Source organism: Halostagnicola bangensis (assembly GCF_054653435.1).
On record NZ_BAAIGG010000002.1, the window covers coordinates 2978215 to 3002117 of the forward strand.

The 23903-nt window shown below is 60.3% G+C and carries 24 protein-coding genes and 1 pseudogene; 14 read left to right on the top strand and 11 right to left on the bottom strand.

The annotated features are described in order from the left end of the window. The first annotated feature begins 3 nt into the window (after window positions 1–3). The 4 genes and pseudogenes from ACYQ14_RS16630 to ACYQ14_RS16645 all read left to right on the top strand — a co-directional run bounded on the left by ACYQ14_RS16630 (window position 4) and on the right by ACYQ14_RS16645 (window position 2910). Window positions 4–1296 carry an RNA-guided endonuclease InsQ/TnpB family protein gene (locus tag ACYQ14_RS16630; RefSeq protein WP_459889475.1) on the top strand — a complete coding sequence of 431 codons (1293 nt, stop codon included), beginning with the start codon at window positions 4–6 and terminating at the stop codon, window positions 1294–1296. Between the two features lie 71 nt (window positions 1297–1367). Beyond that, window positions 1368–1532: pseudogene (locus tag ACYQ14_RS16635) on the top strand (ABC transporter permease); the annotation flags it as partial. Window positions 1533–1819: 287 nt separating this feature from the next. Next, window positions 1820–2323 (top strand): hypothetical protein, encoded by a 504-nt coding sequence (locus ACYQ14_RS16640; protein WP_459889477.1) that lies wholly within the window; start codon window positions 1820–1822, stop codon window positions 2321–2323. 215 nt (window positions 2324–2538) lie between these two features. Next, window positions 2539–2910 (top strand): hypothetical protein, encoded by a 372-nt coding sequence (locus ACYQ14_RS16645; protein WP_459889479.1) that lies wholly within the window; start codon window positions 2539–2541, stop codon window positions 2908–2910. 78 nt (window positions 2911–2988) lie between these two features. On the opposite strand, the gene ACYQ14_RS16650 is transcribed toward ACYQ14_RS16645, so the two are convergent. Further along, on the bottom strand, window positions 2989–3606 hold the full coding sequence (locus tag ACYQ14_RS16650) for a DUF2391 family protein (RefSeq protein WP_459889481.1): 618 nt from the start codon (window positions 3604–3606) through the stop codon (window positions 2989–2991). A 403-nt stretch (window positions 3607–4009) separates the two neighbouring features. On the opposite strand from ACYQ14_RS16650, the gene ACYQ14_RS16655 reads away from it, so the two are divergent. Next, entirely contained in the window at window positions 4010–6442 is a 2433-nt protein-coding gene (locus tag ACYQ14_RS16655) for a hypothetical protein (RefSeq protein WP_459889483.1), read from the top strand. A 110-nt stretch (window positions 6443–6552) separates the two neighbouring features. Here the strand turns inward: ACYQ14_RS16655 and ACYQ14_RS16660 are convergent, their stop codons facing one another. From ACYQ14_RS16660 to ACYQ14_RS16680, 5 genes are all read right to left on the bottom strand, one after another. Further along, the gene (locus ACYQ14_RS16660; RefSeq protein WP_459889485.1) at window positions 6553–7002 is read right to left on the bottom strand and encodes a CBS domain-containing protein; all 450 of its coding nucleotides are present in this window, start codon (window positions 7000–7002) and stop codon (window positions 6553–6555) included. 108 nt (window positions 7003–7110) lie between these two features. Next, window positions 7111–7443 (bottom strand): AzlD domain-containing protein, encoded by a 333-nt coding sequence (locus ACYQ14_RS16665; protein ID WP_459889487.1) that lies wholly within the window; start codon window positions 7441–7443, stop codon window positions 7111–7113. 5 nt (window positions 7444–7448) lie between these two features. After that, the gene (locus ACYQ14_RS16670) at window positions 7449–8216 is read right to left on the bottom strand and encodes an AzlC family ABC transporter permease (RefSeq protein ID WP_459889489.1); all 768 of its coding nucleotides are present in this window, start codon (window positions 8214–8216) and stop codon (window positions 7449–7451) included. Between the two features lie 228 nt (window positions 8217–8444). Beyond that, a complete protein-coding gene (locus ACYQ14_RS16675; protein WP_283835497.1) occupies window positions 8445–8783 on the bottom strand; it encodes a DsrE family protein in 339 nt (112 codons plus the stop codon). A 60-nt stretch (window positions 8784–8843) separates the two neighbouring features. Further along, on the bottom strand, window positions 8844–10019 hold the full coding sequence (locus ACYQ14_RS16680) for a sensor histidine kinase (protein WP_459889492.1): 1176 nt from the start codon (window positions 10017–10019) through the stop codon (window positions 8844–8846). Window positions 10020–10234: 215 nt separating this feature from the next. Between ACYQ14_RS16680 and ACYQ14_RS16685 the strand changes: the two genes are divergently transcribed. The 3 genes from ACYQ14_RS16685 to ACYQ14_RS16695 all read left to right on the top strand — a co-directional run bounded on the left by ACYQ14_RS16685 (window position 10235) and on the right by ACYQ14_RS16695 (window position 11824). Continuing rightward, window positions 10235–10810 carry an HVO_2922 family protein gene (locus ACYQ14_RS16685; RefSeq protein ID WP_459889494.1) on the top strand — a complete coding sequence of 192 codons (576 nt, stop codon included), beginning with the start codon at window positions 10235–10237 and terminating at the stop codon, window positions 10808–10810. A 199-nt stretch (window positions 10811–11009) separates the two neighbouring features. Next, complete coding sequence (locus ACYQ14_RS16690) at window positions 11010–11183, top strand: DUF7556 family protein (protein WP_459889496.1); 174 nt, start codon at window positions 11010–11012, stop codon at window positions 11181–11183. A 128-nt stretch (window positions 11184–11311) separates the two neighbouring features. Then, window positions 11312–11824 (top strand): cupredoxin domain-containing protein, encoded by a 513-nt coding sequence (locus tag ACYQ14_RS16695; protein WP_459889498.1) that lies wholly within the window; start codon window positions 11312–11314, stop codon window positions 11822–11824. Window positions 11825–11991: 167 nt separating this feature from the next. Here ACYQ14_RS16695 and ACYQ14_RS16700 read toward each other — a convergent pair whose 3' ends face one another. Next, window positions 11992–12261, bottom strand: coding sequence for a hypothetical protein (locus ACYQ14_RS16700; RefSeq protein ID WP_459889500.1), 270 nt, complete (start codon window positions 12259–12261; stop codon window positions 11992–11994). A 159-nt stretch (window positions 12262–12420) separates the two neighbouring features. Then, on the bottom strand, window positions 12421–15210 hold the full coding sequence (locus tag ACYQ14_RS16705; RefSeq protein ID WP_459889502.1) for an AAA domain-containing protein: 2790 nt from the start codon (window positions 15208–15210) through the stop codon (window positions 12421–12423). A gap of 128 nt (window positions 15211–15338) precedes the next feature. Between ACYQ14_RS16705 and ACYQ14_RS16710 the strand changes: the two genes are divergently transcribed. From ACYQ14_RS16710 to ACYQ14_RS16730, 5 genes are all read left to right on the top strand, one after another. Beyond that, entirely contained in the window at window positions 15339–16010 is a 672-nt protein-coding gene (locus ACYQ14_RS16710) for an ABC transporter ATP-binding protein (RefSeq protein ID WP_459889504.1), read from the top strand. Next, window positions 16007–16831 carry an ABC transporter permease gene (locus ACYQ14_RS16715; protein WP_459889506.1) on the top strand — a complete coding sequence of 275 codons (825 nt, stop codon included), beginning with the start codon at window positions 16007–16009 and terminating at the stop codon, window positions 16829–16831. Before ACYQ14_RS16710 ends, ACYQ14_RS16715 begins: the two co-directional genes overlap by 4 nt. Window positions 16832–16893: 62 nt before the next feature. Continuing rightward, window positions 16894–17370, top strand: coding sequence for a universal stress protein (locus ACYQ14_RS16720; RefSeq protein ID WP_459890106.1), 477 nt, complete (start codon window positions 16894–16896; stop codon window positions 17368–17370). Between the two features lie 305 nt (window positions 17371–17675). Continuing rightward, window positions 17676–20147 carry a DNA topoisomerase VI subunit B gene (locus ACYQ14_RS16725; protein ID WP_459889508.1) on the top strand — a complete coding sequence of 824 codons (2472 nt, stop codon included), beginning with the start codon at window positions 17676–17678 and terminating at the stop codon, window positions 20145–20147. Further along, a complete protein-coding gene (locus ACYQ14_RS16730) occupies window positions 20144–21235 on the top strand; it encodes a DNA topoisomerase IV subunit A (RefSeq protein ID WP_459889510.1) in 1092 nt (363 codons plus the stop codon). The genes ACYQ14_RS16725 and ACYQ14_RS16730 overlap by 4 nt, the downstream gene beginning before the upstream one ends. 10 nt (window positions 21236–21245) lie before the next feature. Here ACYQ14_RS16730 and ACYQ14_RS16735 read toward each other — a convergent pair whose 3' ends face one another. Beyond that, window positions 21246–21524 (bottom strand): toxin-antitoxin system TumE family protein, encoded by a 279-nt coding sequence (locus ACYQ14_RS16735; RefSeq protein ID WP_459889512.1) that lies wholly within the window; start codon window positions 21522–21524, stop codon window positions 21246–21248. Next, entirely contained in the window at window positions 21524–22378 is an 855-nt protein-coding gene (locus ACYQ14_RS16740) for a polysaccharide deacetylase family protein (RefSeq protein ID WP_459889514.1), read from the bottom strand. Before ACYQ14_RS16740 ends, ACYQ14_RS16735 begins: the two co-directional genes overlap by 1 nt. 205 nt (window positions 22379–22583) lie before the next feature. On the opposite strand from ACYQ14_RS16740, the gene ACYQ14_RS16745 reads away from it, so the two are divergent. Then, window positions 22584–23018 (top strand): hypothetical protein, encoded by a 435-nt coding sequence (locus tag ACYQ14_RS16745; RefSeq protein WP_459889516.1) that lies wholly within the window; start codon window positions 22584–22586, stop codon window positions 23016–23018. A 61-nt stretch (window positions 23019–23079) separates the two neighbouring features. Here the strand turns inward: ACYQ14_RS16745 and ACYQ14_RS16750 are convergent, their stop codons facing one another. Continuing rightward, entirely contained in the window at window positions 23080–23847 is a 768-nt protein-coding gene (locus tag ACYQ14_RS16750; RefSeq protein WP_459889518.1) for an MBL fold metallo-hydrolase, read from the bottom strand. Window positions 23848–23903: the final 56 nt, after the last annotated feature.

The window sequence follows — 23903 nt, forward strand, 5'->3', positions numbered from 1 at the left end:
ATCATGCGCTACAACTACAGGTATCGACTCAACCCGACCGACGAACTCCACGAACGGTTAGCGTGGACTGTCGATACCTGCCGACAGGTCTACAACCACTTTCTGCACCGACTTAACCGCGAGGACGGCACGTCGGCCTACGCCGAGCAGTCGGTTCTTCCCGACCTCAAGGACTGGTGGACCGATCTGAAACAAGTCCATTCGAAGGTGCTGCAGAAGGTCGTACAGCGGCTGTACGACAACCTCTCGACGCTGAAAGGGCGGAAAGACAATGGCTACCGCGTCGGCGAACTCAAGTGGAAAGGCCCGCAGGAATATCGCTCGATCAAGTACAGTCAAACCGGCTTCGAACTCAACAACACGAGTGGCCGTACTGTACTTTCTCTTTCCAAAATCGGCGATATTCCAATGGTCTACCACCGCGACGTTCCCGACGACGCAACGATCAAAGAGGTCGTCGTCAAACAAGAACCGACGGGCGAGTGGTTCGCCGTGCTCGGGATCGAAACCGAGGACGAAGCCCCAGAGAAGCCCAAGAAACTCGAGGACTGTGTCGGGATCGACGTGGGTATCCTCAAGTACGCACACGACACCGACGGTACGGCCGTCGAACGTCCCGACCTGTCCGACGAACGCGACCGGCTGGAACGCGAGCAACGGAAACTCTCACGCAAAGAGCACGGATCGGCGAACTACCGCAAGCAACAGCGTGTCGTCGCCAAACGTCACGCCGATCTGCAACGGAAACGCCGGGACTTCTTGCACAAGCTCTCGAACCACTACGCTCGAGAGTACGACCTTGTGGCCGTCGAAGACCTCGACGCCAAGGGGTTGATGGAACTCCCGTCGAACAGCCGCAACCGTGCCGGGGCTGCGTGGGGAACGTTCCTCCGGATGCTCGAGTACAAGTGCGAACGCGAAGGCACGCACTTCGTGGCCGTCGACCCGGCCGGAACGACCAAAGAGTGTGCGGCCTGCGGTGTCTCGACGGACAAGCCGCTGTGGGTCCGCGAACACTCCTGTCCGTCCTGTGGCTTCACAGCGGACAGGGACTGGAACGCGGCCTACAACATCTTAGTACGCGGACTGAAGCAAGTAGGGACGGGCTGTCCCGAATCAACGTCCTCAGAATCGCAGAGCGATTCTGATGGGCTGCGAAAATCGCTCAGCGATTTTCGAACGCCTGCGGAGACTGCGCTCCCTACGGGGACCGATTCGGTTCCTGCAAAGCGCGTCGTGGAAACAGGAAGCCCCATCTGCTCACGGGCGCAAAGCGCCCGTTCGCATGGTCCGTGAGACCGAAGGTCTCACGCTACCCTCAAGGAGCGAACGGCGTCGGCCGTGAGCGAGTAGGGTGGGGAGGAAGTCACTCGTTAGTAGTTATCATTGCAATTCTCATTCCGACGCTCCTCCTGATCGCTGGCTATGAACGCCACCGGGAAACAGTTGAACGATATACGCCATACCTGCCGTTGCTGACAGCGACGGTACTAGTGGGCATGGGACTGGCGTTCATTATTGGAATCTTCTAAGGAATCCTGTTTCTGACCGAGATACTCTCTTTAGTATCAGTCTGTTTCTACTTGTCACTATGCCTGATGAATGGGATTTCAACAGAGCCGCCCGACGGCCACTATTCGGAGCATCCTCCGTTCAGGCGACGAAGTACGCCTATGGTGGTTAGGGCTGATGAAAGATAGCCCAAGTAATATGGCGCGTGCTCTCGTCGGAGAACAGCAGGATACCCGAACCCGGACGAATAGGACTCAACGGCGTCTCGCATCGAGCGCGCGAACCACCGGTAGAACAGGTGACTCACATGCATCGACGAACGGCCATCGGCGTGATCACAGGCACGGGTCTCACAGCCCTCACAGGGAGCAACGTCGACAGGAACGATGAGCAGGTGACCGGGCCCAGCAGTCCCCCCTCGGATCTCTCTCGAGGTGATTCTGACACTGCGGCTGAGCGCGACGACGACACCGCGGAATCGGACGTGAGCTTCGAGCTGGCCCCCTACGAACTGAGCCGGTGTGGCACCACCTGCGGCGAAGCGACTACGACCGTCACCCATACGGGCAACACGGACGCGACTGGCGTCCATGTGACCGTGCAACTCTCCGCCGATGGCGCTCTCCTGTGGGAGACCGACGAAACCATTGATCAGTTCGAAGCCGGGGCTTCGATTACCCGGACGGAACGCGTCGACCTCGGTTTCAGCGATCTCCTCGCTGTTCGAGAAAACGACGGTCGGGTCACCATCACGACCGTGATCGAATCGGATCAACAGACGGAGCGGATCGTCCGCGAGAAAGAGATGTAGCCCGTTCTTCCCGGTCGATCTTCATCACGCTTGGAAGGGCTACGCGGAACGAGACACAAGGCGCGTGGGAAGGATCCGAATGAGACGAACGACTGCAAAGAGCGCAGGCGTGTCTACCGGTTGCGCTTTCGACTCGCCCCTCGAGCGATACACTGGCTTAAATTCATCAATTACGCATCCAAACGTTCTATAGGATTGGTTCGACACATTCTGCTATGGTCAACCTCCGGGCGGTGAAGCTCGCGATCGTCGTTTTCGGCTTCCTTCTCGTGGCCCTGATCGCCGGACAGGTCCTCCGTCGGCTCACCTGGATGCTGACGTGGGGGCTGACGATGGCGATTCTCCTCGCGATGGCCTACGGCGCGTACGAAATATGGTCCGGCTGGACGGCCGGCGGCGAGGACGAACACCCTCACCGCACTCGAGAATCGACCACCTCAAAGTCGACTGCAACCAGCACCTTCGACTCCGTCGACGACGCCAAAGCGGCCTACACCGACGACGCGTTATCCGACGAGGAGTTCGAATCGGAACTCGAGGATATCATGGACGCCGATTCGAGGGAACTCGAGCGCGACTATAACTGACTCATGTCTCGAAGATGAGCGGGCACAACCACCTACGCAAAGGGGACAACTATCTACGCAAACGGATTCGTTGCTCCCTCACGAGCGCTGTTCGATGAGATCCTCCCCGCGGCTTTCCCCCGGCAGGATATCGCCGAGCGTGGCCCCGACCGCAGCAGCCGTCCAGATGACGGCGACCCGAGCGAACGCCTCGAGCCGCGTCGGGTCCTCGGCGTGGAGTCGCCCCCAGAGGAACATCGAACCCAGCGCGACGGCGAACGAAATCAGCAGGATGCCGGTCAATCGCTTTGGAAGCACGCCGAACAGTAGTCTGGGTTTGACCTGTCGGATGTCCGTGTAGTGTAACAACCCGGCGACCAGCAGGACGGTACAGAGGATATTCACCAGCAAGAAGACGGGGACCGGTCCGACCGCCGTCGACACGAACCACTCGGCGATTTCGAAGACGCCGTCCTCGACGAGCAGGGGCAACGAGAAGATGATCCCCCCGACGAACCCCTCGGCTACGTCCCGAGTCGTGTACTTCTTGATCCGTTCCGAACCCGGAACTCCCTCGAGCATGCGTTTGACCGACTGAACGTCCCGTCGCTCGGATGGACTGGAGACGGACTCCTCGAGTTCCTCGAGTTGGTCCAGAACGTCGCCGATTTCGTACTCGCTCGATAGCTTGGTCTCGCTCAATCCCTCCTGTGACATATGGTGGTGTTTCGAAAGCTCGAGGAAATAGGTACGTGAACTGCATCGTGGCCTCCCTCGGGTAGGCGAGGGGCTGTCACAGCCGAAACGGCAGCCATCTAAAACGGCGTTCGAGCAGTAGATCGCTCGAGCGCAACGATGTCTGTATATTCGATACACGCAAGATATTCAATAAGTACTGAATATAAAGATATATTATAATAATCGCCCAGAGAGTATTTCAATAAGCCATCGAAATAGGTCGAAACATAGTATCGGTGTCGTTTCGATGAATGCGAATCCGCCATCCACCCTGCAAGCCACCCTCTCCAGAGTCACCACTATGCTCACGAACGTCTGGTCCCGTTCTATTCGGTTGCGTCGTGCGTCCCAGTTTGCGGAACACGCTCTCGTTGGATTGATCGTGAGTCTCGTGGTGGTCGGGGCGGTGCTTGGTGCCGGGACTATCGGGATGGGGGCTGCAGATAACGACGGTGAATCCTCGCTCGAGGGGTCCGAAGAGGCATTCGACGGGCCGGCGGACGAAACGACGGCTACGCTCGCGAGCGCATCAGACCCGCAGGATGACTTCGCCGTCGTTCAATTCGAGAACAACACTGTCGTAAGTGGGCAGGCAACGAACAACACCCCTGAGCAGGCTTTTATCACGCATAATGACGACTACCTCGTGCTCTCTACGTGGGACGACGATAACCCAGTTCTCCAACTGGGCAGCGAGCCAGTCGAAGTTGGTGAGGAACACGACGACAAGCCTGGAAGTCATATCGAACGTAATGAAGACGCTTCGCCGGACTTGCAGGTAGTGGATAGCTCGATCGGCATTGAAATCGATCCCGAAGACGGAACAGTACGGACTGACGATGACCAATCCGCACCCATTGTCACCCGCGGCGAAGGTGATCCGATCATTTACGATAATCACGACGAAGCCGTTCTTGAACCCGAAATAACCAACGTTAACGAACCCGCTGAAGGAGAGGATCTCATCGTTAACACGACGATCACCAATCACGGCTATAGCAACTACGTCGGCGACCGAACTCTCTCTTGGGGGGACGAGTCTGACAGCCAGGTCGTGAACGTAAACCCTGGCAACTATATCAACGAACCGTTCGTCATTGAAACGGAGGAAGGCGATAGCTCGATTACTGAAGTAGAACTCGAGATCGATGGAGTAGACGACACTCGAGATATCGATATCGCCGAAGCCGAAGTCGTCATCAACGAAATCGGCACCACCACGGCTATTGCGGGTGAGGAACTGGATATCGGCGTCGAAATTGAACGCATCGGAGACGTTCCGGTGGACGATATGACCGTCGAGTTCATCGTCGAGAACGAAACCGTCGAAACGGACGACCTCGAGATCGACCCCGGCGGTACGACGGAAGGTGAAATTTCCTACGAAACGAGTTCTAGCGACGTTCCGGAGATCGATGTCGCAGTCGAAATCCCGGAGATAGGCGAATCCGCGGAGACCGAAGCGATCGTTCTCGATGCCGACGACCACGAAGACAATATGGGAGTCGGAATTCCAGAAATTGAAATCGGAAACCTTAGTGAGGAACTCGAGATAACCGGTGAGTTCGAATATGACGATGATATACCGAACGGCGAAATGGACATCCCAACGGAGTTCCTCGTCAACGGAACCGTCGTCGAAGAACGCGACGTGACTATCGACGAATCGCCGTACGAGGAAACGTTCACGTACGATCTCACCGAGAGCAAACTCCCCATAGAGAACGTCTCGCTCGAGACGCCCGGCGGCTCCAACGTCACGGAGTTCGACCGAAACGTGACCCTCGAGTTCAGCGACCTCGACGAGACGTTCTCCTCGAGCGAGCCGCTGTCGACGACGGTGAGCATCGAAAACGATGGCGAAGTACCCGAGTTCCAGAACCTCACCGTCGGAGTCGAGGATTCGGATACTGTCGAATCGGATGCCACCCAGAGCGAGGAGTTCCTGCTCAACGCATCCGAAACCGTCGAGCACTCGTTCGAGTTTCAGTTGACCGCCGACGCGTCGTCGGGCGTCGAACTCACCGCGAATACGAGCACCGTCTCGGAGACGGTGACGACGAACAGATCGGTCTTCGAGGCCGCCGACGTCGAGTTACGCGGCGCTGATGACCCCGATTCGGAGCTCTCTATCGCCGGGAACGTGACGAACACGGGAGAGCTATCGGATACGCAAACCGTCCAGTTCGTGTTTGACGGTGAGACGGCGGCCGAAGAAGAACTGACACTCGAGCCCGAACAGACTGAACTGGTCTCGGCCGTCGTCGATTCGCCGGAGGAAAGCGGCGAGTACGCCTACGGGATTACGACCAACAACGAGTCGCTAAATGCCTCCACGGCCGCGGAACGGACGGCGACGATCGAAAATCAACCCGATCAGTCGCTGCTCGATCGGATCTCGCCGGTACAGTTCGGACTGCTCGTGATCGGACTACTTGCAGTCCTTGGTCTTCTCCTCAAATATCAGGACGATCCGGAGGCGTTTCAGGCGCGCGCCGCCGCGCTGACGGCCAGAGCACATCGTAGCGTACAGCGGGTCATCGGCGGGGGTGACACGGTCGTGATCGAGAACGGACTCTCGCGCGATGCGACGGTCCGGCTCCGGGTACGGGACTCGGACGAGGTCGTTTTCCTCGAGGATATCAGCCTCGCCGACGGGGAACAGCGCGAGTTCAATTGCCTTCCCGATAACGGCGGGTTCGAGGTCGGCGCGGGCGTCGATGATATCGACTCTCACGCGGAAGTCTTCCAGGAGAAACCAAACGGCGTCGGGGTTCGCCTCGAGCCGGACGGCATCCACATCCTCGAGCAGTAATTATAGGGTCGTTCGTAATTCTCTCCCAGCGTAGATACTCTATCGCCGATTTCGTCCCCTGAACCTCGTTCTCTGCTCAGACTGGCTGAAAATAGGTACGAACATCCCTATTAGAAGTCCTCTCGAGGCCATTTCTCGCGTCGGGGCTGGCTTCGCTGTCTGATCTGTTGGATGTCTTTCGTCAACTCTCCGTAGTGGTCGATCAGATCCTGCGTCGTGAGGATTCCCTCGATTTCGAGGCCCGAAACCACGACGAGTTTCTTGATCTCCTCGTCTCGCATTCGCGTTGCGGCGAGGCGAAGCGTCTGCGTCGGTTCGACGGTCACGACCGGATGGCTCGCGACTGCCTGCGTCGGGATCTCCGCGAGCGGCTTACCCGTTTTGTACGTCGCGAGGACGATGTCCGTCTCCGTAACGATGCCGTAGGAGTTTCCGTCGGTCGTGATGACGACGCTTCCGATCCCGTTCCGGAGCATCCGTTCTGCAACCGCCTCGAGGGACGTGTCGGCCCCGCAGGTGATGACGTCCTCGGTCATCACGTCGGTGACTCGAGCGCACATGTGGTGTTGTTCAAAGCGAGGTCGCTTAATCGACAGGGCCGTTTCGCGAATTTCGACGACTTCCCTCGTCCAAACTAATTTCGGGAACCGAGTCCGCGTCCGCGTCCGTTATATCCACTGGAGGAACCAGAGGACGGCCATTCCGACGCCGACGGTCAGGAGCATGTTCTCCGTGTACCAGGCGACGACGAACGCAACCAGCCCGGCCATCAGCTGCTCGTTTCTCGGCGAGAGGACCAGAAGTCCATCGAGGTAGGCCAGATCGGGGGTGATCAACGCGGCGAAGACGGCGATCGGAACGAACCGCAGTACGGTACTGATCGCGGGTGGGATGTCCCCTAACCGTTGGATGCCGAGCAAAAACACGCTTCGAAGAATGTATGTTCCGATGGCGATGCCGACAATGGCGATCCAAATGATGGTCGAGTCTACGTTCGCCATCGGAGTTACGCCCCACCCGGTCCGGTACGTAGTCGGTCGAATAGCGTTCCAGCGGCGATGCCGGCTCCCGCGGCGACGAACAGCCCGAGGTTGAACGGAATCCCGGCGGCGGGCACCGCCACCATCCCGGAGGTTACCGCGACGAGGACGGGGCCGCGCCGTTTGAGCGCCGGTGCGAGCAACGCGATAAAAATGAGCGGAATAGCGAAGTCGAGATTCAGTCCGTCGCCGATGGACATTCCCGCTACCGCACCGACAGCGGTCGCACCGACGAACGAGATAACGAACGGGACCGTCAGCCCGAGGTAGTACCACCCCTGATGGACGGTCGCGCGGTCGCCGGCCGAGCTATCGGAGGGGTCGTCGGCTTCGTCATCGGCAGGATTGGCGCTCGAGTCATCGGCGGGGTCGTCGCTGAACTTTGCGATAGCGAGGGCGTAATTGACATCCGACAGCGCGTATCCCATGGTCGCTCGCCAGCGGGCGGGGAGCTCGCGAACCGTGGGTGCGAGCGAGGCTCCGTACATCATGTACCGAAGGTTGAGAACCAGAACCGTCGTGAGGACGACCGACAACGCCGCGTCCGCGCGCAGTAGGTCGACCGCGGCCATCTGGGCGGCCCCGGCGAAGACGAACAGGGACATCGCCGTCGCCTGCACCGGCCCGATCCCGACCTCGACGGCCGTCGCTCCGAACAACAGCCCAAACGGGATGTTTGGCGGCAGCGCAGGCGCAACGTCACGAACGCCTGATACGAAGTCGGATTCCTCCATACCGTAGGCAAGAGATTCAGCGACTATAATGATGAGTTTCGAGGAACGCACGAGACAGTTAGTTGATAATATCTGGAGTTCCGCCCTCGAGACGGTTCCAAAAATACGTCTGGGACACCTATATCTCGAGCAAACCGCCCGTATCTCCCGAGGTCGCCGCGCGAAGATCGGGTTCTCGAGCGTCGCCGACTCGGCCGGCCATTCCACTGGACTCCGAGTGTCGAACGGCTACGGCCGAAGGTAGCCGTATCCTTCTTCTTGCAGTCGGGTCACCTCGACGGCCCCTTCGGGAACGGTTTCGACGCCCTCGAGGAGATCCGACTCCTCGAGATCCATCATTTCGAGCGTGTTCGAACAGGCGCGGACGGAAACGCCGTCCTCGAGTAACGCTTCCACGTCTTCGACGGAATCCCCGTCGGCCGTGACGGTCGCGATTCCCTTGGACTGGACGACGATCGCGACGTCGTCGATACTGTCGGTTTCGTCCTCGAGAAGGTTTCGTGCGATTGCGAGCGCGGTCTCCTGTTCGGCTTCGTCTCCAGAGAGGAGGTGAACGACGGTCTGCATATCCGGACGGATGGCTATCTGTGGTGAGTAGCTGGTGCTTGCAGGGACAGCCGTTCCCGTTCAGGCGCTTCCGTCTCGAGAGTCGTCCTGATCGGCGGCGACCGCGGGGAGTGTCAACGAAAACGTGGCCCCCTCGTTGTATTCGGAGTCGACCCAGATCTCCCCGCCGTGGCGCTCGACGATCCGTTTACAGAGGGCGAGCCCGATTCCGGTCCCGGCGTGTTCCTCGTGGGTGTGAAGACGCTGAAAGACGTCGAAAATCGCTTCGTGCTTGTCGGACGGAACCCCGATACCGTTGTCGCTCACGGACACCCGCCATTTCGAACCCGTCGGCTGGACCGAGACGCGAACATGCGGCGGCTTGTCATCAGTGTATTCGATGGCGTTGCTCAGCAGGTTCTGGAACACGTGTCGCAGTTGTCGTCGATCACCCATCACGCGGGGGAGCTTCCCCAGTTCGACCGTGGCATTGCGTTCGTCGATCCGAAGCTCGAGGTTCTTCAGGACGGTACCAAGCACCTCCTCGAGATCGACGGGTTCCAGCGGCTCGCCTCGCGTTTCGATGCGAGAATACTCGAGCAACGCGTCGATCATCTCTTTCATTCGCTCCGCGCCGTCGACCGCGTATTCGATGAATTCCTCGCCGTCTTCGTCGAGGTCGTCGCCGTATCGGCGCTCGAGCAGTCGGAGGTAGCTCGTGATCATCCGGAGGGGCTCTTCGAGGTCGTGGGACGCGGCGTAGGCGAACTGCTCGAGTCGCTCGTTCGACTCGGAGAGCTGGGTTCGTGTCTTCCGAAGCTCCTGATTTCGGCGGGCGACCTCGCGCGCTCGCGTTTTCGCTCGTGCGTCGTGAGAGCCGACGCTGAATCCGGCGACGCTGCTGAGTGCCGAGAGGATCAGGATACTTCTATCCGGGTTGTTGAGGCTGTCGGCGGGTTGAACGTGGTAGATCGCGAGAATTCCGAACATGATCCCGATTGTTCCGAGACACCATCGTCCGATCACCGGGTAGAATTCCGGATCGATATCAGTCCGTGGCAGTCGATATCCACCCCAGAACAGGCCGAACCCTGGGATAGCAACAAACAGAGAAACGAGCAATACGTTCTGGAGGGGGTCGCCGTCGATAGTTTGGATGAGCCCCCATCCGACCGCGAGGACGACGTATAGTACGCCGAGGGCCATGATGGTTCGTCGACCTCCGACTTTCGAGATGACGGGAGTCCCAGAACCCATTGTCGCTACTCGGAAGGGTGCTATTATAGGGGTTTTTCTAGCCAAAAATGAAATATCAACTATTGTCGGGGAGCGACTATTCGGGTTTCATGCCCCACCGAAACCCCTTCGATCCGGTTGGATATTGCGGAGACGTGGGGAGAACACGTACCGACCGTGAACGTTCAGGCTGCGGCGCAACTGGCCTATTTGAGCTGGTTCGGAGAACACTCCCTATGGCCGACGAACTCCTTTCGTTCGAAACGACCAGTTCGCGAGCGGACGTTGCATCGATGTTACACGCCATCGCCGATGAATTCGACAACGGTGAGACGCTTCGGGTGAGCCTCGGCGATCAATCGGTATCCCTCGCCGCGGCTGAGTCGTACTCACTCGAGTTCGAGATCGAACGCGAACCGGGCGACGACGAGGACGATTCCGAGGACGAAATCGAACTCGAGATCGAAATCGAGTGGCGAGAGCCACACAACCTCGAGGATCGTACCGATACCCCTTCGGCGGATGAACGGGAACGAGATTCCGAATCAGAAGAAACGGCGACTCGAGAGGCTGGGACCGTCTCCGACGATGAACAGACACGGCAGGCTAGCGAGAGTCTGGGAACGTTCCAGTTGTTCGAGGACCGTGCAGGCGAGTGGCGCTGGCGGCTGGTTCATCGAAACGGAAACATCATCGCGACCAGTGGGGAAGGGTATACGACCAAGCAAAATGCCAAAAAGGGCATTCGAAGCGTGCTCCGGAACGCCCCCAATGCCGAGGTGACCGAGCAGTCCGATTCAATGTCCGGCTGAGGATGACCGCCCTCGAGACCGGAACCGAACGCTCCGTTTTCAAGCGAACCGTCTCGTTGGGCGACGACTGACGAAGCGATCAAATGCGTTTGTGTCGCGACCAAATGCGTCCGTGTCGCGACCGAATGCATCTTCGGAATGATCCGATACGATCCAGGATTCACGGAGAGCTTATATTGTGTGCTACTATATACCACCCATGGGCAGAAATGGTCCTCGAGAGTCAGACGCCGCGAGAACGGAACGGGAGGTGCGGGCATCGGTCGACCACGGGCACTCTATCCCTCGTTTTCGACTCGACGAACGGACCGAAGACGGTGCGTGGCTCTCGGTTCAGTGTCCTGCGGTCGTCTCCTTACAGGAGTGGCACTGACTACTAAAACCGCGATAGGAACCCCGAACTCATCCCCGAGACGGATCCCAATCGAGTGAAACCCGCTCGAGAACCATCCCCGCAACTGACGGCCGTTGGGTTTTGTTCGGTGACAGGGTTTGTTCGGTATGAACCGAGCTACGAGTCTCTCCCGTCGTCGGACGATCTTACTGTTCGGCGGGATTGCGACCGTCACGAGTCTCGCAGGCTGTGGAGGACTGGGCGAGGACGACACCGAGGAGGACGATGATGAATCCCCACTGGTCGACGACGAGGAACCGGCCGGAGACGCCAGCGATTGGGAAGACGTCTCGGAGATCATGCTCGAGGCCGAGGAGTCGGGTTGGACCGGCGTCGAACCGGAACTCATCGACGGTGACGAAAACCCAGCCCTCATGCTTACGGCGGGCGAATCGTACGAAATTACGTGGGAGAACGTCGATGGAAACCAGCACAATATCGCGCTCAGGACGGACGCGATGGAGATCGTCGAGGAGTACCAGACAGAACTCGTAAGCGGGACCGGAGAAACCCAGACCCTCGAGTTTGAGGCCACGACGGAGATGGATCTCTACGTCTGCGAGGCGCATACGGAAGGGATGACCGGCTTTGTTGAAATCGTCGACGGCGAAGCGGAGTGAATCAACAGCCTCACGATAGTAGCAAAGTGAGAGTTCTCCTCGAGTCGGTCGATTTGTTCGAGGAACCCGAGCCATTTGAACCGTAGCCGGTGGTAGTCCTACGGGATTTCGATTCGTCGTGACTGTGAACGGTCGAGAGCTACAGCTCACGCAGTTCTCACTCGGGATCACCCAAGTAAAGACCAGATGCCACCAATAACGCCAACCGCGGCGAGACCAGTCATAATCCACACTAATCGGTCATCAGGAGCCGAATCGGTTGAAGGCGGGGAGATGAACACCTCGTAGGCAACCCCGATGACCATTCCAATCCCACTGATTACTAAGAGAACGGGGACAAGTGCGACACTACCAGCGAGAATACTCGAGAGTCCCATCAGTCCAAGAACACCACCACAAACGGCTAACGATACATAGTAGAGGGTCACCGTATTCATACCTCCAATTTGTTGTTCTTCTTTTTATATGTTCCCTCGGTATTGGGGATTGAGTATAGAGAGACGGATGCATTCGCAGACGTCCGTTCCGCAACGTCACAACTAGTCGTTCTCCGAAACGAAGGGAGTGTTCGACACCATTCGAGACTGCCAAAACGATTATTGACGGGCCCACTCGAGCATCCGCCGATATACCGGGTCGGCCTCGAGCGCGTTCGAATCGCCCACGAGCACGAGCGCCCGTTTCGGTCGCGTCAGCGCGACGTTGATCCGGCGATAGTCCTCGAAGATCGGCCCCTCGAGCGTGTCTGTCGCGGTGAACGAAACGATGATGACCTCCTGGCTCGAGCCCTGGAATCGATCCACGGTATCGACGGCGACCTCGTCGGGGACGTGATTCGAAATGTTCGAAACCTGTGCCCGAAATGGCGCGATGACGCCGATATCCGAGCGCTCGAGGCCGGCTTCTTCGTAGCGTTCGATCAACTCCGAGATCCGAACAGCTTCCTCGTCGTCGGTATACTGACCGTCGTCGCCCTCGACGGCAACGAAGCTAACTGGGTCCCGAAGCTGGGGAAGAAGTTTCTCGCGGGAAACGCCCTCGAGGTCGTCGAGCGTTCGCGTCGCGACCTCGGGCTCTGCGGGGCGAAGTTCGCCATCGTAGAACTCTCGAGAAGCGAAGGCCTGAATCCGCTGGTTCATCCGGTACTGCCGATCGAGCATGATGCCCGCATCCGGGTGTTCCTCGACGAGGCGCTCGAACAGCGATTCGGTGAGGTCGTTCTCCGCTCGCACGACCGGCGGAAGCTGTTCGTGGTCGCCGACGAGGACGAACCGATCCGCCAAATTCGCCGCGGCGTAGGTTCCGGGCTCGGTCAACTGCGCGGCTTCGTCGACCAGCGCCACGTCGAAGGCTTGTTCTTTCATGACCCGCGACCCGCAGGTCGCCGTCGTCGCCGCCACGACCTGCGCGTTCTGTAACTCGGCGACACGCTCCTCGGGATCGCCCGCGTAGTCGAGTCGGTACGCCTGCATGTCCTCGCGGACGCCGCTCTCGGAGCCGACTCGAACCACGTCGGTCGTGTTGATCCCCTGCTCGAGAAGCGCCTCGAGGGCGTTGTCGACCGCTCGGTTCGTAAACGCCGAGAGAAGCACCCGCTCGCCGCGCTCGACCATTGCGCGGATCGCTCGAGCGATGGTGTAGGTCTTGCCCGTCCCGGGCGGGCCGTGGATCAACGCGCAATCCTGTGCGCCCACTGCCTTTCGAACGGCTTCGTCCTGGGCCTCGTTGTTGTCGATGAACGTCTCTTCGGGATCTTCGAACTCGGGTTCGGCTCGCCCGAAGAGAACGTCCTTTCGGCGATCGCTTCCTTTCAATAGGGCGTCGTGGAGCGCCACGAGCAATCGGTCGGTCGTGATCTCGGAGGGATAGACGTCCAGTCGCGTGACTTCGACCGGCTCGTCGGTCGAGAGGACTATCTCGTCGTCGAGGCGCTCTATTCGGGCAAGCTCCGAATTGCCGCCCACGGGATGGCCATCGCTCGCCAACACGAGATCCCCCTCTCGAAGCTTGGAGGTGACCGTACCCTGCTGTCGGGCCCGAAGCTCCCACCGCCCGCCCTCGAGTTCGCGGCGCTCTACGAACTCGAGGTCGATAATCGCTCGGTCGTCGTCGGCTCGTTCCTGCGCGCTCTGTTCCCAGAGCTTGGCGTACTCCTTGTGGACTTCCCGGCGTTCCTCCTCGATCGCGCGGTAGAGCCGATCGAAGTACTCGAGTTCGTCCTCGGGGAGCGACTGTCCGATCTGGCCAGCTTTCGACTCCTGGTCGAGGCGACCCGAGACGACCATGCAGGTGTCCTGTTCGAAGCAGTACTCGCACTTCGCATCAGCCTCGTATCCGGTTGGTACGTCCCCGGAAACCTCCATCGCCGCGATCTCGTTTCGAACGCGGACGACGAACTTCAGTAGGCCGTCGCCCATCGTGAACTCCTTTGCGGGTGTCAGATCGCCGGTTTCCTCGTTCCGATCCAGCGCCGAGTTTTTTGTGTACAACAGCGTTCCCATGTCGATGTCGCCGCCGTGTTCCTCGAGCAGGAGGGCATAACAGGCGGCCTGAACCTTGTCCTTGAACCGGGGATCCTTGCGCAGGTTTTTCCCGGTCTTGAGTTCGACCGGAGCGCCTCGACGAACCGCGTCGGCTCGGCCGCGGATGCCGAACGTCTCGCTGATAAGCAACTGCTCGGATCGCCAACTGCTCTCCTCGGGCGAAAACGCCCGTTCCGAGTTATCGGCGGCTGTCGCCGCCCTCCCTTCCCCCGTCAATCGACCCTGCTCCAGCCAGCCCTCGATCGCGGCGGCGTTGTCCCGAACGTCCTCGGCGACGGCTTCGGGCGTTTCGCCGAGCAATCCGAGCTCGAGCCCGCGCTCGTCGATTCGCTCGTCGATTGCGGCCTCGAGGTCCCTCCCGCGGAGCAGGTCGCCGAAGACCTCGTGGACGATGGTCCCCTTGAGGACGGGGTAGTTAAGCGGCACGCCGGAGAGCTTGTTGAGATAGTAGAGACGCGGACACTCGACCCAGTTGCGGACGGCCGTCACGTTCACCAGAAAACCCGGCTCGACGACGACATAGGAGTCGCCCGTCGTCGAGTACTGGGTTTCGCCCTGATACTCCTCGGATTCGGCGTTCGTCACGAGCAGTTCCATCCCCTGCTCGAGCAGTTCCGCCGACTCGGTCCACTTGCCCCAGAGGGTGACCGTCATCGCCTCGGAGCCCTCGAACGAGCCGGAATCCTGGTCCTCGAGATCACCGGAGCGTTGGCCCTCGAGCGGGTTCGACGACCGCTCGAGGCGATCGAACCGGAGCGGAACCTCCGCGAGGTCGCTCTCGCCGTAGCTCGTCGTCACCGTTCGCACGTCGACCTCGCCCGCGACGGTACCGCGTACGTTCACGGATTCGTGAAGGGGGTGGCGGTGAAAAATGCTGTCGGTCGGGGTTCGTCCCACATGGGATCCGGCGGGTAAGGTATCTGGATCCCGAACACGTCGTTTTTGACTGAACGACGAGTTAGCAACGCACAATGGGGCCAAAACTCGAAGCCGATTCGCTCACTCGGATCGTCGACGGCGATCCGATCGTCAATTCGGTATCGCTGCGCGTTCGGGAATCTACCGTCGTCGCCATCGTCGGTTCGTCGGGGTCCGGCAAGTCCTCGTTCCTCCGATTGCTCAACCGGCTCGACGAACCGACTGCCGGGACGGTGTACCTCGACGGAACCGATTACCGAGAGATCGAGCCACAAACGGTGCGCCGGCGAATCGGGCTGATACCGCAGGATGCCGTCCTCAGCCGCGGAACGGTCTTCGAAAACGTCTCGCTCGGTGCACGAATACGGGACGAGCCGATCGACGGCGTCCGCGTGGGGGCGCTCCTCGAGCGGATGGGGCTCGAGGGGTACGAGGACCGTCCCGCCGAGGAACTTTCCGGCGGGGAGCGCCAACGCGTTTCCATCGCGCGAACGCTCTACGTCGAGCCCGAGGTGCTCCTCCTCGACGAGCCGACCGCGCACCTCGATACGGCGATCGAGGCCCAAATCGAGGATCTGCTGGCCGAACTGATCCGCGAGGAATCGCTGACATGCGTGCTCGTCACGCACGACACCGCACAGGCGAGGCGACTCGGGGAGCGCATCGTCGAGTTCGACGACGGGAAGATCGTCGCGGAGGGGACGCCCGAGGAGGTACTCGAATGACCGACGCAGCCCTCGAGACGTTCGTCGAGCAGGCTACGGACCCGGTTATCCTCACGGGCTTCGTGCAGATTATCGTCGCAACCGCGCTCGCCGCGATCGTACTGGGCGTCGTGTACGCCCGGAACCTCGATTTCGGCCGCGAAGCCGTGACGACGTCGGGTCGCGGGTTGATACAGGTCGTCGCGGCGGGGGCGGTTATCGGCGTCTTACTGGCGGCCCACCTCGCGTGGGCGACAGTCGTGCTCGCGTTCATGATCTGCGTCGGCGGCTGGATCTCTCACAAGCGCGGCGGTGCGATCCCCGGCGTGTTCCGTACGTCCGTCATTTCGATCGGATTCGGTGCCGGACTCGTGATCGTGATGATGACGCTCGCGGGTGCCATCGAGACGACGATGCGCGACCTGATCGTCATCGGAAGCATGATCATCGCCAACGCGATGAAGACGAACTCGCTGGTTTTGGATCGCTTCACGGGGGAATTGGCCTCGAACCGGGCGGAGATCGAAGCGATGCTGAGCGTCGGCGGGTCGCCCGAACAGGCGATCAACCAGTACGTGTCGACGAGCGTCTACGCTTCGATCATCCCGATCCTCGACAGCATCAAGAGCCTCGGAATCGTCCAGATCCCGGGACTGATGGCGGGAATGATCATCGCCGGCTCGAACCCGATATACGCGGCCCAGTATCAGTTTGTGATCATGCTAATGATCTTCGCTGCCGGGGGTTTGACGGTCGTGATGAACACGATCCTGATCAGCCGCCGCGTCTTCACCGACGCGAAGCAACTCGACAGCGAGGTTCTCGAGGAGATCGACGCCTGAAACTCCGCCACTCACTCGACAACGTTATTACTGTCGGGCGTAGTATGTCATCATATACCACGATGTACGATCGAATCCTCGTCCCGACCGATGGCTCGGCAGAGGGTGAGCACGCACTCGAGTACGCCATCGAGCTCGCGCGAACGCACGACGCGGCGATTCGTGCGGTGTACGTCGTCAACGCCGCGAGCTACGGGGGGCTGCCGATGGAGACCGCGTGGGACGGCATCAGTGACGCCCTTCGGGAAGAGGGCGAGACGGCCGTCCGGCGGGTGAGAGAGCTCGCACCGGAGGACGTCCCCGTAGAAACGATCGTGCTTGAGGGGTCGCCCAGTCGGGTTATCGTCGACGAAGCCGCACCCGAGCAGTGCGATCTCGTCGTGATGGGAACCCACGGCCGCGGCGGCATCGATCGATTATTGCTCGGGAGCGTTACCGAGCGCGTTGTCCGCCAGTGTCCGGTCCCTGTCCTGACCGTTCGCCTCGATGCGGACGAACAGGAGCCGTCGGCGGCCGAGGCTCAGGCGACCGTCGAGTGAGGAGATAACGGAGAGAATGAGGAGATAACGGAGAGAATGAGGAGATAACGGAGAGAATGAGGAGATAACGGCGAGGTCGAACGCGCCGCGTCCTCGAGTGCAACTAGTAACTTATCAGTAGGATGACTCGAGTTGCGTTATAACCGGTAGCAACCGCTCGTCGCAGTTCCGAAATCCTCGAACGCAGTCGCTAAGAGCATCGAACAGATCCATCAAAAAGCAACTCCGCCCCGAAACAAATCGAACGAATCACTTTCACCGCGGTAGCGCACAGCTTTTAGCCCCGCCGCTAATAAGAGGAAACGATGACGTCGTTCCAGTCGACACTCGGCGAGGAGGAGGAGGGGATCGCCGAAGAGCTGGCTGAAAACCAGCGCGCGATCTCCATCGCCGAGTTCTTCGAGAAGAACAAGCACATGCTCGGCTTCGACAGCGGCGCTCGAGGCCTTGTGACGGCCGTCAAGGAGGCCGTTGACAACGCACTCGACGCCGCGGAAGAAGCCGGTATCCTTCCAGATATCTACGTCGAAATTCAGGAGGATGGAGATTACTACCGGCTCATCGTCGAGGATAACGGACCGGGATTAACCAAGGAATCGTTACCGAAGGTCTTCGGAAAACTGCTCTATGGCTCCCGGTTCCACGCTCGGGAGCAATCGCGCGGACAGCAGGGGATTGGTATCTCAGCGGCGGTGCTTTACTCCCAGCTGACCAGCGGGAAACCCGCCAAGATCACGAGCCGAACGCAGGGCTCGAGCGAGGCGGAGTACTTCGAACTGATCATCGACACCGACGACAACGAACCCGAGATCAGCGTCGAAGAAACCGCTTCGTGGGACCGTCCCCACGGCACCCGCATCGAACTCGAGATGGAGGCGAACATGCGGGCGCGAAACCAACTTCACGATTACATCAAACACACGGCGGTCGTCAACCCGCACGCCCGTCTCGAGCTCAAAGAGCCGAGCGCGCACTTCAAATCCGAACGGGCGACCGACGACCTTCCCGAGGAGACCGAGGAGATCCGACCCCACCCACACGGCGTCGAACTCGGCACCGTGATGAAGATGCTCTCGGCGACCGACTCCCACAGCATCTCTGGATTCCTCCAGGAGGAGTTCACTCGAGTCGGCAAGAAGACCGCAACCTCGGTTATCGACGAGTTCCGCGACCGACACTTCGGTCGAGAAATGTCGTGGGAACCGCCGGAGGCAACCGAAAGCGCCGACGTTGCCGGTGCAATCGAGTCCGCGACGGCGAACAAAGGTGCGACCGCGACGGCCGACTTCGCAGAGACCATCGCGACGACGGTCAGTAACCGCGAACGAATCGCCCACCACAAGCTGGTTGATATCGTCGAATCCGCGGCCGAAGCGACCGAAGACGACCACGGAACGACCTTCGGCGACACGGTGTGTGAGAACGCCGTCGAGGCGGCGTGGCGCGAGATCGTCGGACTGTCGAACGAAAGCGACGACGACGGCACCTCATCGACGGACATTGAATCGGACGACGACTCCCGGATCACGGCCAATATTTACGCACTCGCCGACGACGCGACGAGTACGCGAAAGGACGACGAAGTGATTCACGCCTTCGCCGAGCGGCTGGCTGGCAAGTTCGAGGACGCCGAAGACGTGCGCCATCGATTCACCCACGGGGAGCTCCAATCGGCCGTCGACCGCGCCGCGGAGCTGACCGAGGAGTACGACGAGGCCGCGTTCGGCGACACCGCTCGAGAGAACGTCGTCGAGAAAATCTGGGCCGCCATGCGAACGGTTCCGGACGATCCGCCGCTGGTTCGGGAACTGGCGGAGAGCCGGGACGCCTCGAGCCAGCTGGTCGACGGAATGCGTGCAACCGACATCATGGCACCGCCGACGCGGTGTCTCTCGCCGATCACCGACGAACTCATCGAAGCCGGTCTGCGAAAAGAGTTCGACGCTGACTTCTACGCGGCGGCGACCCGCGACGCGGAAGTTTCGGGCGGCGATCCGTTTATCGTCGAAGCGGGGATCGCCTACGGTGGCGACCTGCAAGCCGAAGGGAGCGGAGACGTACTCCGCTTTGCGAACCGCGTGCCGCTGGTCTACCAGCGCGGTGCCTGTGCGACGACCGACGTGGTCAAACAGATCGGCTGGCGAAACTACGGGCTCGAGCAACCGGGCGGCTCCGGGATTCCGAACGGCCCCGTCGTGATCATGGTCCACGTGGCGTCGACGAACGTACCGTTTACGAGCGAATCGAAAGACGCCGTGGCGAACGTCCCCGAAATCGAAGACGAGATCGAACTCGCCATTCGCGAAGCGTCTCGAGAACTCAAGAGCTATCTCAACAAGCGCCGTTCGATGGAAAAACGCCGGCGCAAACAGAGCGTTCTCGGTCAGATCCTCCCGGAGATGGCCGAAAAGGTCGCCGAAGTGACGGGCAACCCCGAACCGGACATCGACGACGCCGTCGCTCGGATCATGAACAACGTCCTCGTCGAGCGCGAACTCGAGGAGAACGGCGACGGTCAGGCGGTCTCGGTCGTCGTCGAGAACCACACGAATACAACCGAGTCGTTCGAGTTAACTGATATCGTTTCGGCCGAGCCGCGCGGGCTCTCCGACGGCGCGACCGTCGTCGAGATGGACGGCGAGTGGTTCGTCAAGTGGGACGGCGACGTCTCGAGTGGCGACGAAGCGGTTCTCGAGTACGAGGTCGACACCGACGCCTCGTTCGATCTCGACGTCAGTGGCGTAGAAAGCGAGAAACTCACCGTGACAGACCAATGAGTACGGACACCAACCAGGAAGCAAGAGAACAGTTGATCGACCTCGCCGCGGAGTTTTACGATCAGTTCGAGACGGGAGAGATTCCGAGTATGTCCCTCCCGACGCGGACGAAGAGCAACATCGAGTACGACGAAGAGAAGGGGGTCTGGGTCTACGGCGATCGAACCTCGACGCGGTCGGCGAACTCCGTTCGAGGCGCGCGGAAGCTCCTCAAGGCGACGTACACGATCGAGTTCCTCGCGGATCAACTCGAGGAAGACCGCTCCTCGACCCTGCGTGAGTTGTACTACCTCTCCGAAAGCTGGGATAACGACAACGCCCAGTTCAACGATCAGGACGAGTCGAACGGCCTGGTCGAGGACCTAGAGATCGTCTCGGGGGTCACCCGCGAAGACTTCCACATGCGTCCGGAGGAATCCGGCGCAAAGGTGATGGGGCCGCTTCACATCCGCGAGCAGACGAAACGCGGCGATCGCGACATCCACTGTCAGCTCGACGTGGGACAGGGCGGGTACCAGATCCCGAACAACCCGGACATGATCGAGTTTCTCGACAACGACGCCGAGTTCGTCCTCTGCGTGGAGACCGGTGGTATGCGCGATCGACTCGTCGAGAACGGCTTCGACGACGAGTACGACGCGATCGTCGTCCACCTCGGCGGCCAGCCCGCTCGGGCCACCCGCCGACTGACGAAGCGGTTCCACGACGAGCTCGGTCTCCCCGTGGTGGTCTTCGCTGACGGCGACCCGTGGTCCTACCGGATCTTCGGTTCGATCGCCTACGGCTCGATCAAGTCCGCCCATCTCTCGGAGTACCTCGCGACGCCGGAAGCCCAGTACATCGGGATCCAGCCCGCCGACATCGTCGAGTACGACCTGCCGACCGACCCGCTCTCGGATTCGGATATCAACGCCCTCGAGAGCGAACTTTCCGATCCCAGATTCCAGACCGACTACTGGGAAGAACAGATCGAACTTCAACTCGAGATCGGGAAGAAGGCCGAACAGCAGTCACTCGCCGCTCGCGGACTGGACTTCGTGACGGAGACGTACTTGCCGGAGCGACTCGAGGCGATGGACGTTATCTAGGCCGTCGTACTCACGGCGGGTTTTCTGCCGTATTGATCTCGGACAGCGAATCGGCCTCGTACGCTCGTCGCCAGAGTTTCAAAACCGGTCGTGCGACCAATCGCGGTTCTTCGACGATATTGCACGATCGCTCGCCGACGTGGGATTGTGAGTCTGGAGGCGCGTGGAACTGTTTTGCGGGCGAATGCGGGTTTGGATGGTGATCGAATCGCCAGTTCACGTCAGCTAAATTCGTGTAGTGAAACGAGTACGCGCCGGACGTATACCAGACGACATCGATTCGAGGCATCACGGGGTCGGGGACGGATTTCGTTCTCGAAAGTCATCCGCGACCGTTTGCATTCGCTCGAACTCGACACCGTCTCGAGAGAGCATATGCTCGAACAGGTTCTCAAGGCACGAAATCCGATGGGCCTGTCCAATCACTTGCGGGTGGAGCGTGAGAACGTAGACTCCGTTATCGACGTTTTCGACCATCCAGTCGAACTGGTCGCGCCACTTCCGGAAGATCATCTCTTCGTCGGTGTAGCCCATCCGGTGGGGGTTCGCCCACGTGTAGGTAAACGGCGGGAAGTCGTCGCGCTCCCACGACGGCGGGAGTTCGACGATATCGGTTGGCTCACCGCGTTCGTACGGTGCGTCCTCGGGCGCTCGCCAGCCCCGGCGGAGGTAGTGCGGTTCGAAATCCGCGGCCATCACGCTCGAGTCCCACTCGAAGCCGAGTTCGAGCAGGATATCGAGCGTGTGCTCGGAGAAGTCCCATGCGGGCGAGGCGTAGCCAGTTGGGCGCTCTCCCGTCAGCGCGACGATGCTCTCGATGCCGCGTTCGATGTCCGCCTTCTCGGCCTCCCTGCTCTCGTAGCTCGAGGGACCGCGGTGGGTCCAGCCGTGGTGTTGGATTCCGTGACCCGCGTCGGCGACCGCCTCGCAGGCCGTCGGGAAGCTCTCGATCGTGTGCCCCGGAATGCACCACGTCGAGGGCAGATCGTAGTCGTCGTGGAGGCCGAGCAGTCGAGGTGTTCCGACGTCCGCGCCGTAGACTCCTCGAGAGTGTCGGGTCGGCATGTCCCAGGCGTCGAACGCCCAGAGCCACGTCGAGACGGCATCGAAGTGATACGAGACACAGACCGTTGCGTTGGTCATGTCCGACCGTCGACCCGGAAGAGAATATAGCTATACTGCCGGCTGTACCTCTGTGAAGATTCTCGAACCCCGGGCGGCGTGAATCCCGAACGACGTACAGCCGGCAGTATATCACGACCCGCGGATGAACGCAGGTGTTCGCGATAGCGCGCGAGTCTCCGACATCCAATCACTTACCTGCATGGCGACCCGCCGATAGACACGAATGCCAGCAGCAGATTTACAGTACCCGGAGCCGGGTGCTGACGAAGGCCATCCGCCCGTCCAGTGTGATGCGTGTCGGTCCGCCTTCGAATCTGATAGTCAACGTGCCATCTCGTTTCTCCTCTTGGACCAACTCACGATTCCCGTTATCAGCTGTGACGACCACCTCGAACGGTTCAGTTCGGTCTGTGGGTTGACAACCGACGGGTCGGTCGATCTCCTGCATCACCACCCAGCCGGCGGAATCCGTTGTCCCGGCTGTCGTCTTGCACCGCACAACGCGGCCCAACCCATGATACCGGTTCAAGATGGGGCAGTCATCGTCATGGCGTGTCCCGAACACCAATCGAAGATCATGCAACGGTTCCAGACAGGGCTCCAGACCAAACAGTTTCTCACCTCGAGCGTTAGCTCGACTCCGAACACGTCGCTGTAGTCGGTGTTGAATCCGAAGCAACTACCTGAAACGAACGTCCGGAACAGGAATCCGGAGTCCCTCAGTCGATCGGTTGCGGTTCCTTGAGCGCGACAGCCGACCGCTCAGGATCCTCGAGAACCACGGGAACGTTGCGAGTCGCCACGTCGACGACGAAGGCCTCCTCGTCCGTCTCGAGCGAATCGAACGTATCGTAGTGAATCGGACAGACGAGCCGTGGGCTCATCCGCTCGGCGAGCGCCGCGGCCTCGCGTCTATCCATCGTGACACCGCCGCCGATCGGCGGGAAGAAAACGTCGACCTCCAGTTCCTCGTGGTACTCGAGGGCGTCAGTATCGCCCGGAACGAACGCTTGCACGCCGTCGATGGTGACCGCGTAGCCACAGCCTTCTCCCTCCGGATGGGGCGGCGACCCATCTTCGCGCATGTGAGGGCCGTCCGGTTCGTTGTAAGCAGGCGTCGTGAACAGATCGAGAGGTCCAAGGACGAACGATTCGTCGGCGCGGACCCTCTCGACGTCACAGGGGAGTTTCGCCGGGCGCTCGACGGTCCCCCGGCGTCTATCCCTCTCGCACCGGTCGTCTCCCCGGCCGTCTATCGACTCGTGGATAACGACCATCGCGTCGTCGCGAGCGACCCGCCGAATCGCGTCCGGATCGTAGTGGTGCTCGTGTGTGACCAGAATCAAATCGCCGTCTCGCGGGTCGGCCTCCTCGAGCGCGCCATCCCGAACGGGGTCGACGTAGATAACCGCGCCCGTCCGCCCCTCGAGTCGCACGGTCGCGTGGCCGAGCCAGTCGATCGTCACCGCGCCGTAGCTGACGGTCATGAACGGGTGTTCGGCCGACGCGTCGAAAAACGTTCGTCTCCGAGTGTATTCCGTCG

What these genes read in the sequence shown, in the direction of transcription:
- ACYQ14_RS16630 (WP_459889475.1), top strand. Translation starts at nt 4, where the DNA reads ATGCGCTACAACTACAGGTATCGACTCAACCCGACCGACGAACTCCAC.
- ACYQ14_RS16640 (WP_459889477.1), top strand. Translation starts at nt 1,820, where the DNA reads ATGCATCGACGAACGGCCATCGGCGTGATCACAGGCACGGGTCTCACA.
- ACYQ14_RS16645 (WP_459889479.1), top strand. Translation starts at nt 2,539, where the DNA reads ATGGTCAACCTCCGGGCGGTGAAGCTCGCGATCGTCGTTTTCGGCTTC.
- ACYQ14_RS16650 (WP_459889481.1), bottom strand. Translation starts at nt 3,606, where the DNA reads ATGTCACAGGAGGGATTGAGCGAGACCAAGCTATCGAGCGAGTACGAA.
- ACYQ14_RS16660 (WP_459889485.1), bottom strand. Translation starts at nt 7,002, where the DNA reads ATGTGCGCTCGAGTCACCGACGTGATGACCGAGGACGTCATCACCTGC.
- ACYQ14_RS16665 (WP_459889487.1), bottom strand. Translation starts at nt 7,443, where the DNA reads ATGGCGAACGTAGACTCGACCATCATTTGGATCGCCATTGTCGGCATC.
- ACYQ14_RS16670 (WP_459889489.1), bottom strand. Translation starts at nt 8,216, where the DNA reads ATGGAGGAATCCGACTTCGTATCAGGCGTTCGTGACGTTGCGCCTGCG.
- ACYQ14_RS16675 (WP_283835497.1), bottom strand. Translation starts at nt 8,783, where the DNA reads ATGCAGACCGTCGTTCACCTCCTCTCTGGAGACGAAGCCGAACAGGAG.
- ACYQ14_RS16680 (WP_459889492.1), bottom strand. Translation starts at nt 10,019, where the DNA reads ATGGGTTCTGGGACTCCCGTCATCTCGAAAGTCGGAGGTCGACGAACC.
- ACYQ14_RS16685 (WP_459889494.1), top strand. Translation starts at nt 10,235, where the DNA reads ATGGCCGACGAACTCCTTTCGTTCGAAACGACCAGTTCGCGAGCGGAC.
- ACYQ14_RS16690 (WP_459889496.1), top strand. Translation starts at nt 11,010, where the DNA reads ATGGGCAGAAATGGTCCTCGAGAGTCAGACGCCGCGAGAACGGAACGG.
- ACYQ14_RS16695 (WP_459889498.1), top strand. Translation starts at nt 11,312, where the DNA reads ATGAACCGAGCTACGAGTCTCTCCCGTCGTCGGACGATCTTACTGTTC.
- ACYQ14_RS16700 (WP_459889500.1), bottom strand. Translation starts at nt 12,261, where the DNA reads ATGAATACGGTGACCCTCTACTATGTATCGTTAGCCGTTTGTGGTGGT.
- ACYQ14_RS16710 (WP_459889504.1), top strand. Translation starts at nt 15,339, where the DNA reads ATGGGGCCAAAACTCGAAGCCGATTCGCTCACTCGGATCGTCGACGGC.
- ACYQ14_RS16715 (WP_459889506.1), top strand. Translation starts at nt 16,007, where the DNA reads ATGACCGACGCAGCCCTCGAGACGTTCGTCGAGCAGGCTACGGACCCG.
- ACYQ14_RS16720 (WP_459890106.1), top strand. Translation starts at nt 16,894, where the DNA reads ATGTACGATCGAATCCTCGTCCCGACCGATGGCTCGGCAGAGGGTGAG.
- ACYQ14_RS16725 (WP_459889508.1), top strand. Translation starts at nt 17,676, where the DNA reads ATGACGTCGTTCCAGTCGACACTCGGCGAGGAGGAGGAGGGGATCGCC.
- ACYQ14_RS16730 (WP_459889510.1), top strand. Translation starts at nt 20,144, where the DNA reads ATGAGTACGGACACCAACCAGGAAGCAAGAGAACAGTTGATCGACCTC.
- ACYQ14_RS16735 (WP_459889512.1), bottom strand. Translation starts at nt 21,524, where the DNA reads ATGCCTCGAATCGATGTCGTCTGGTATACGTCCGGCGCGTACTCGTTT.
- ACYQ14_RS16740 (WP_459889514.1), bottom strand. Translation starts at nt 22,378, where the DNA reads ATGACCAACGCAACGGTCTGTGTCTCGTATCACTTCGATGCCGTCTCG.
- ACYQ14_RS16745 (WP_459889516.1), top strand. Translation starts at nt 22,584, where the DNA reads ATGCCAGCAGCAGATTTACAGTACCCGGAGCCGGGTGCTGACGAAGGC.
- ACYQ14_RS16750 (WP_459889518.1), bottom strand. Translation starts at nt 23,847, where the DNA reads ATGACCGTCAGCTACGGCGCGGTGACGATCGACTGGCTCGGCCACGCG.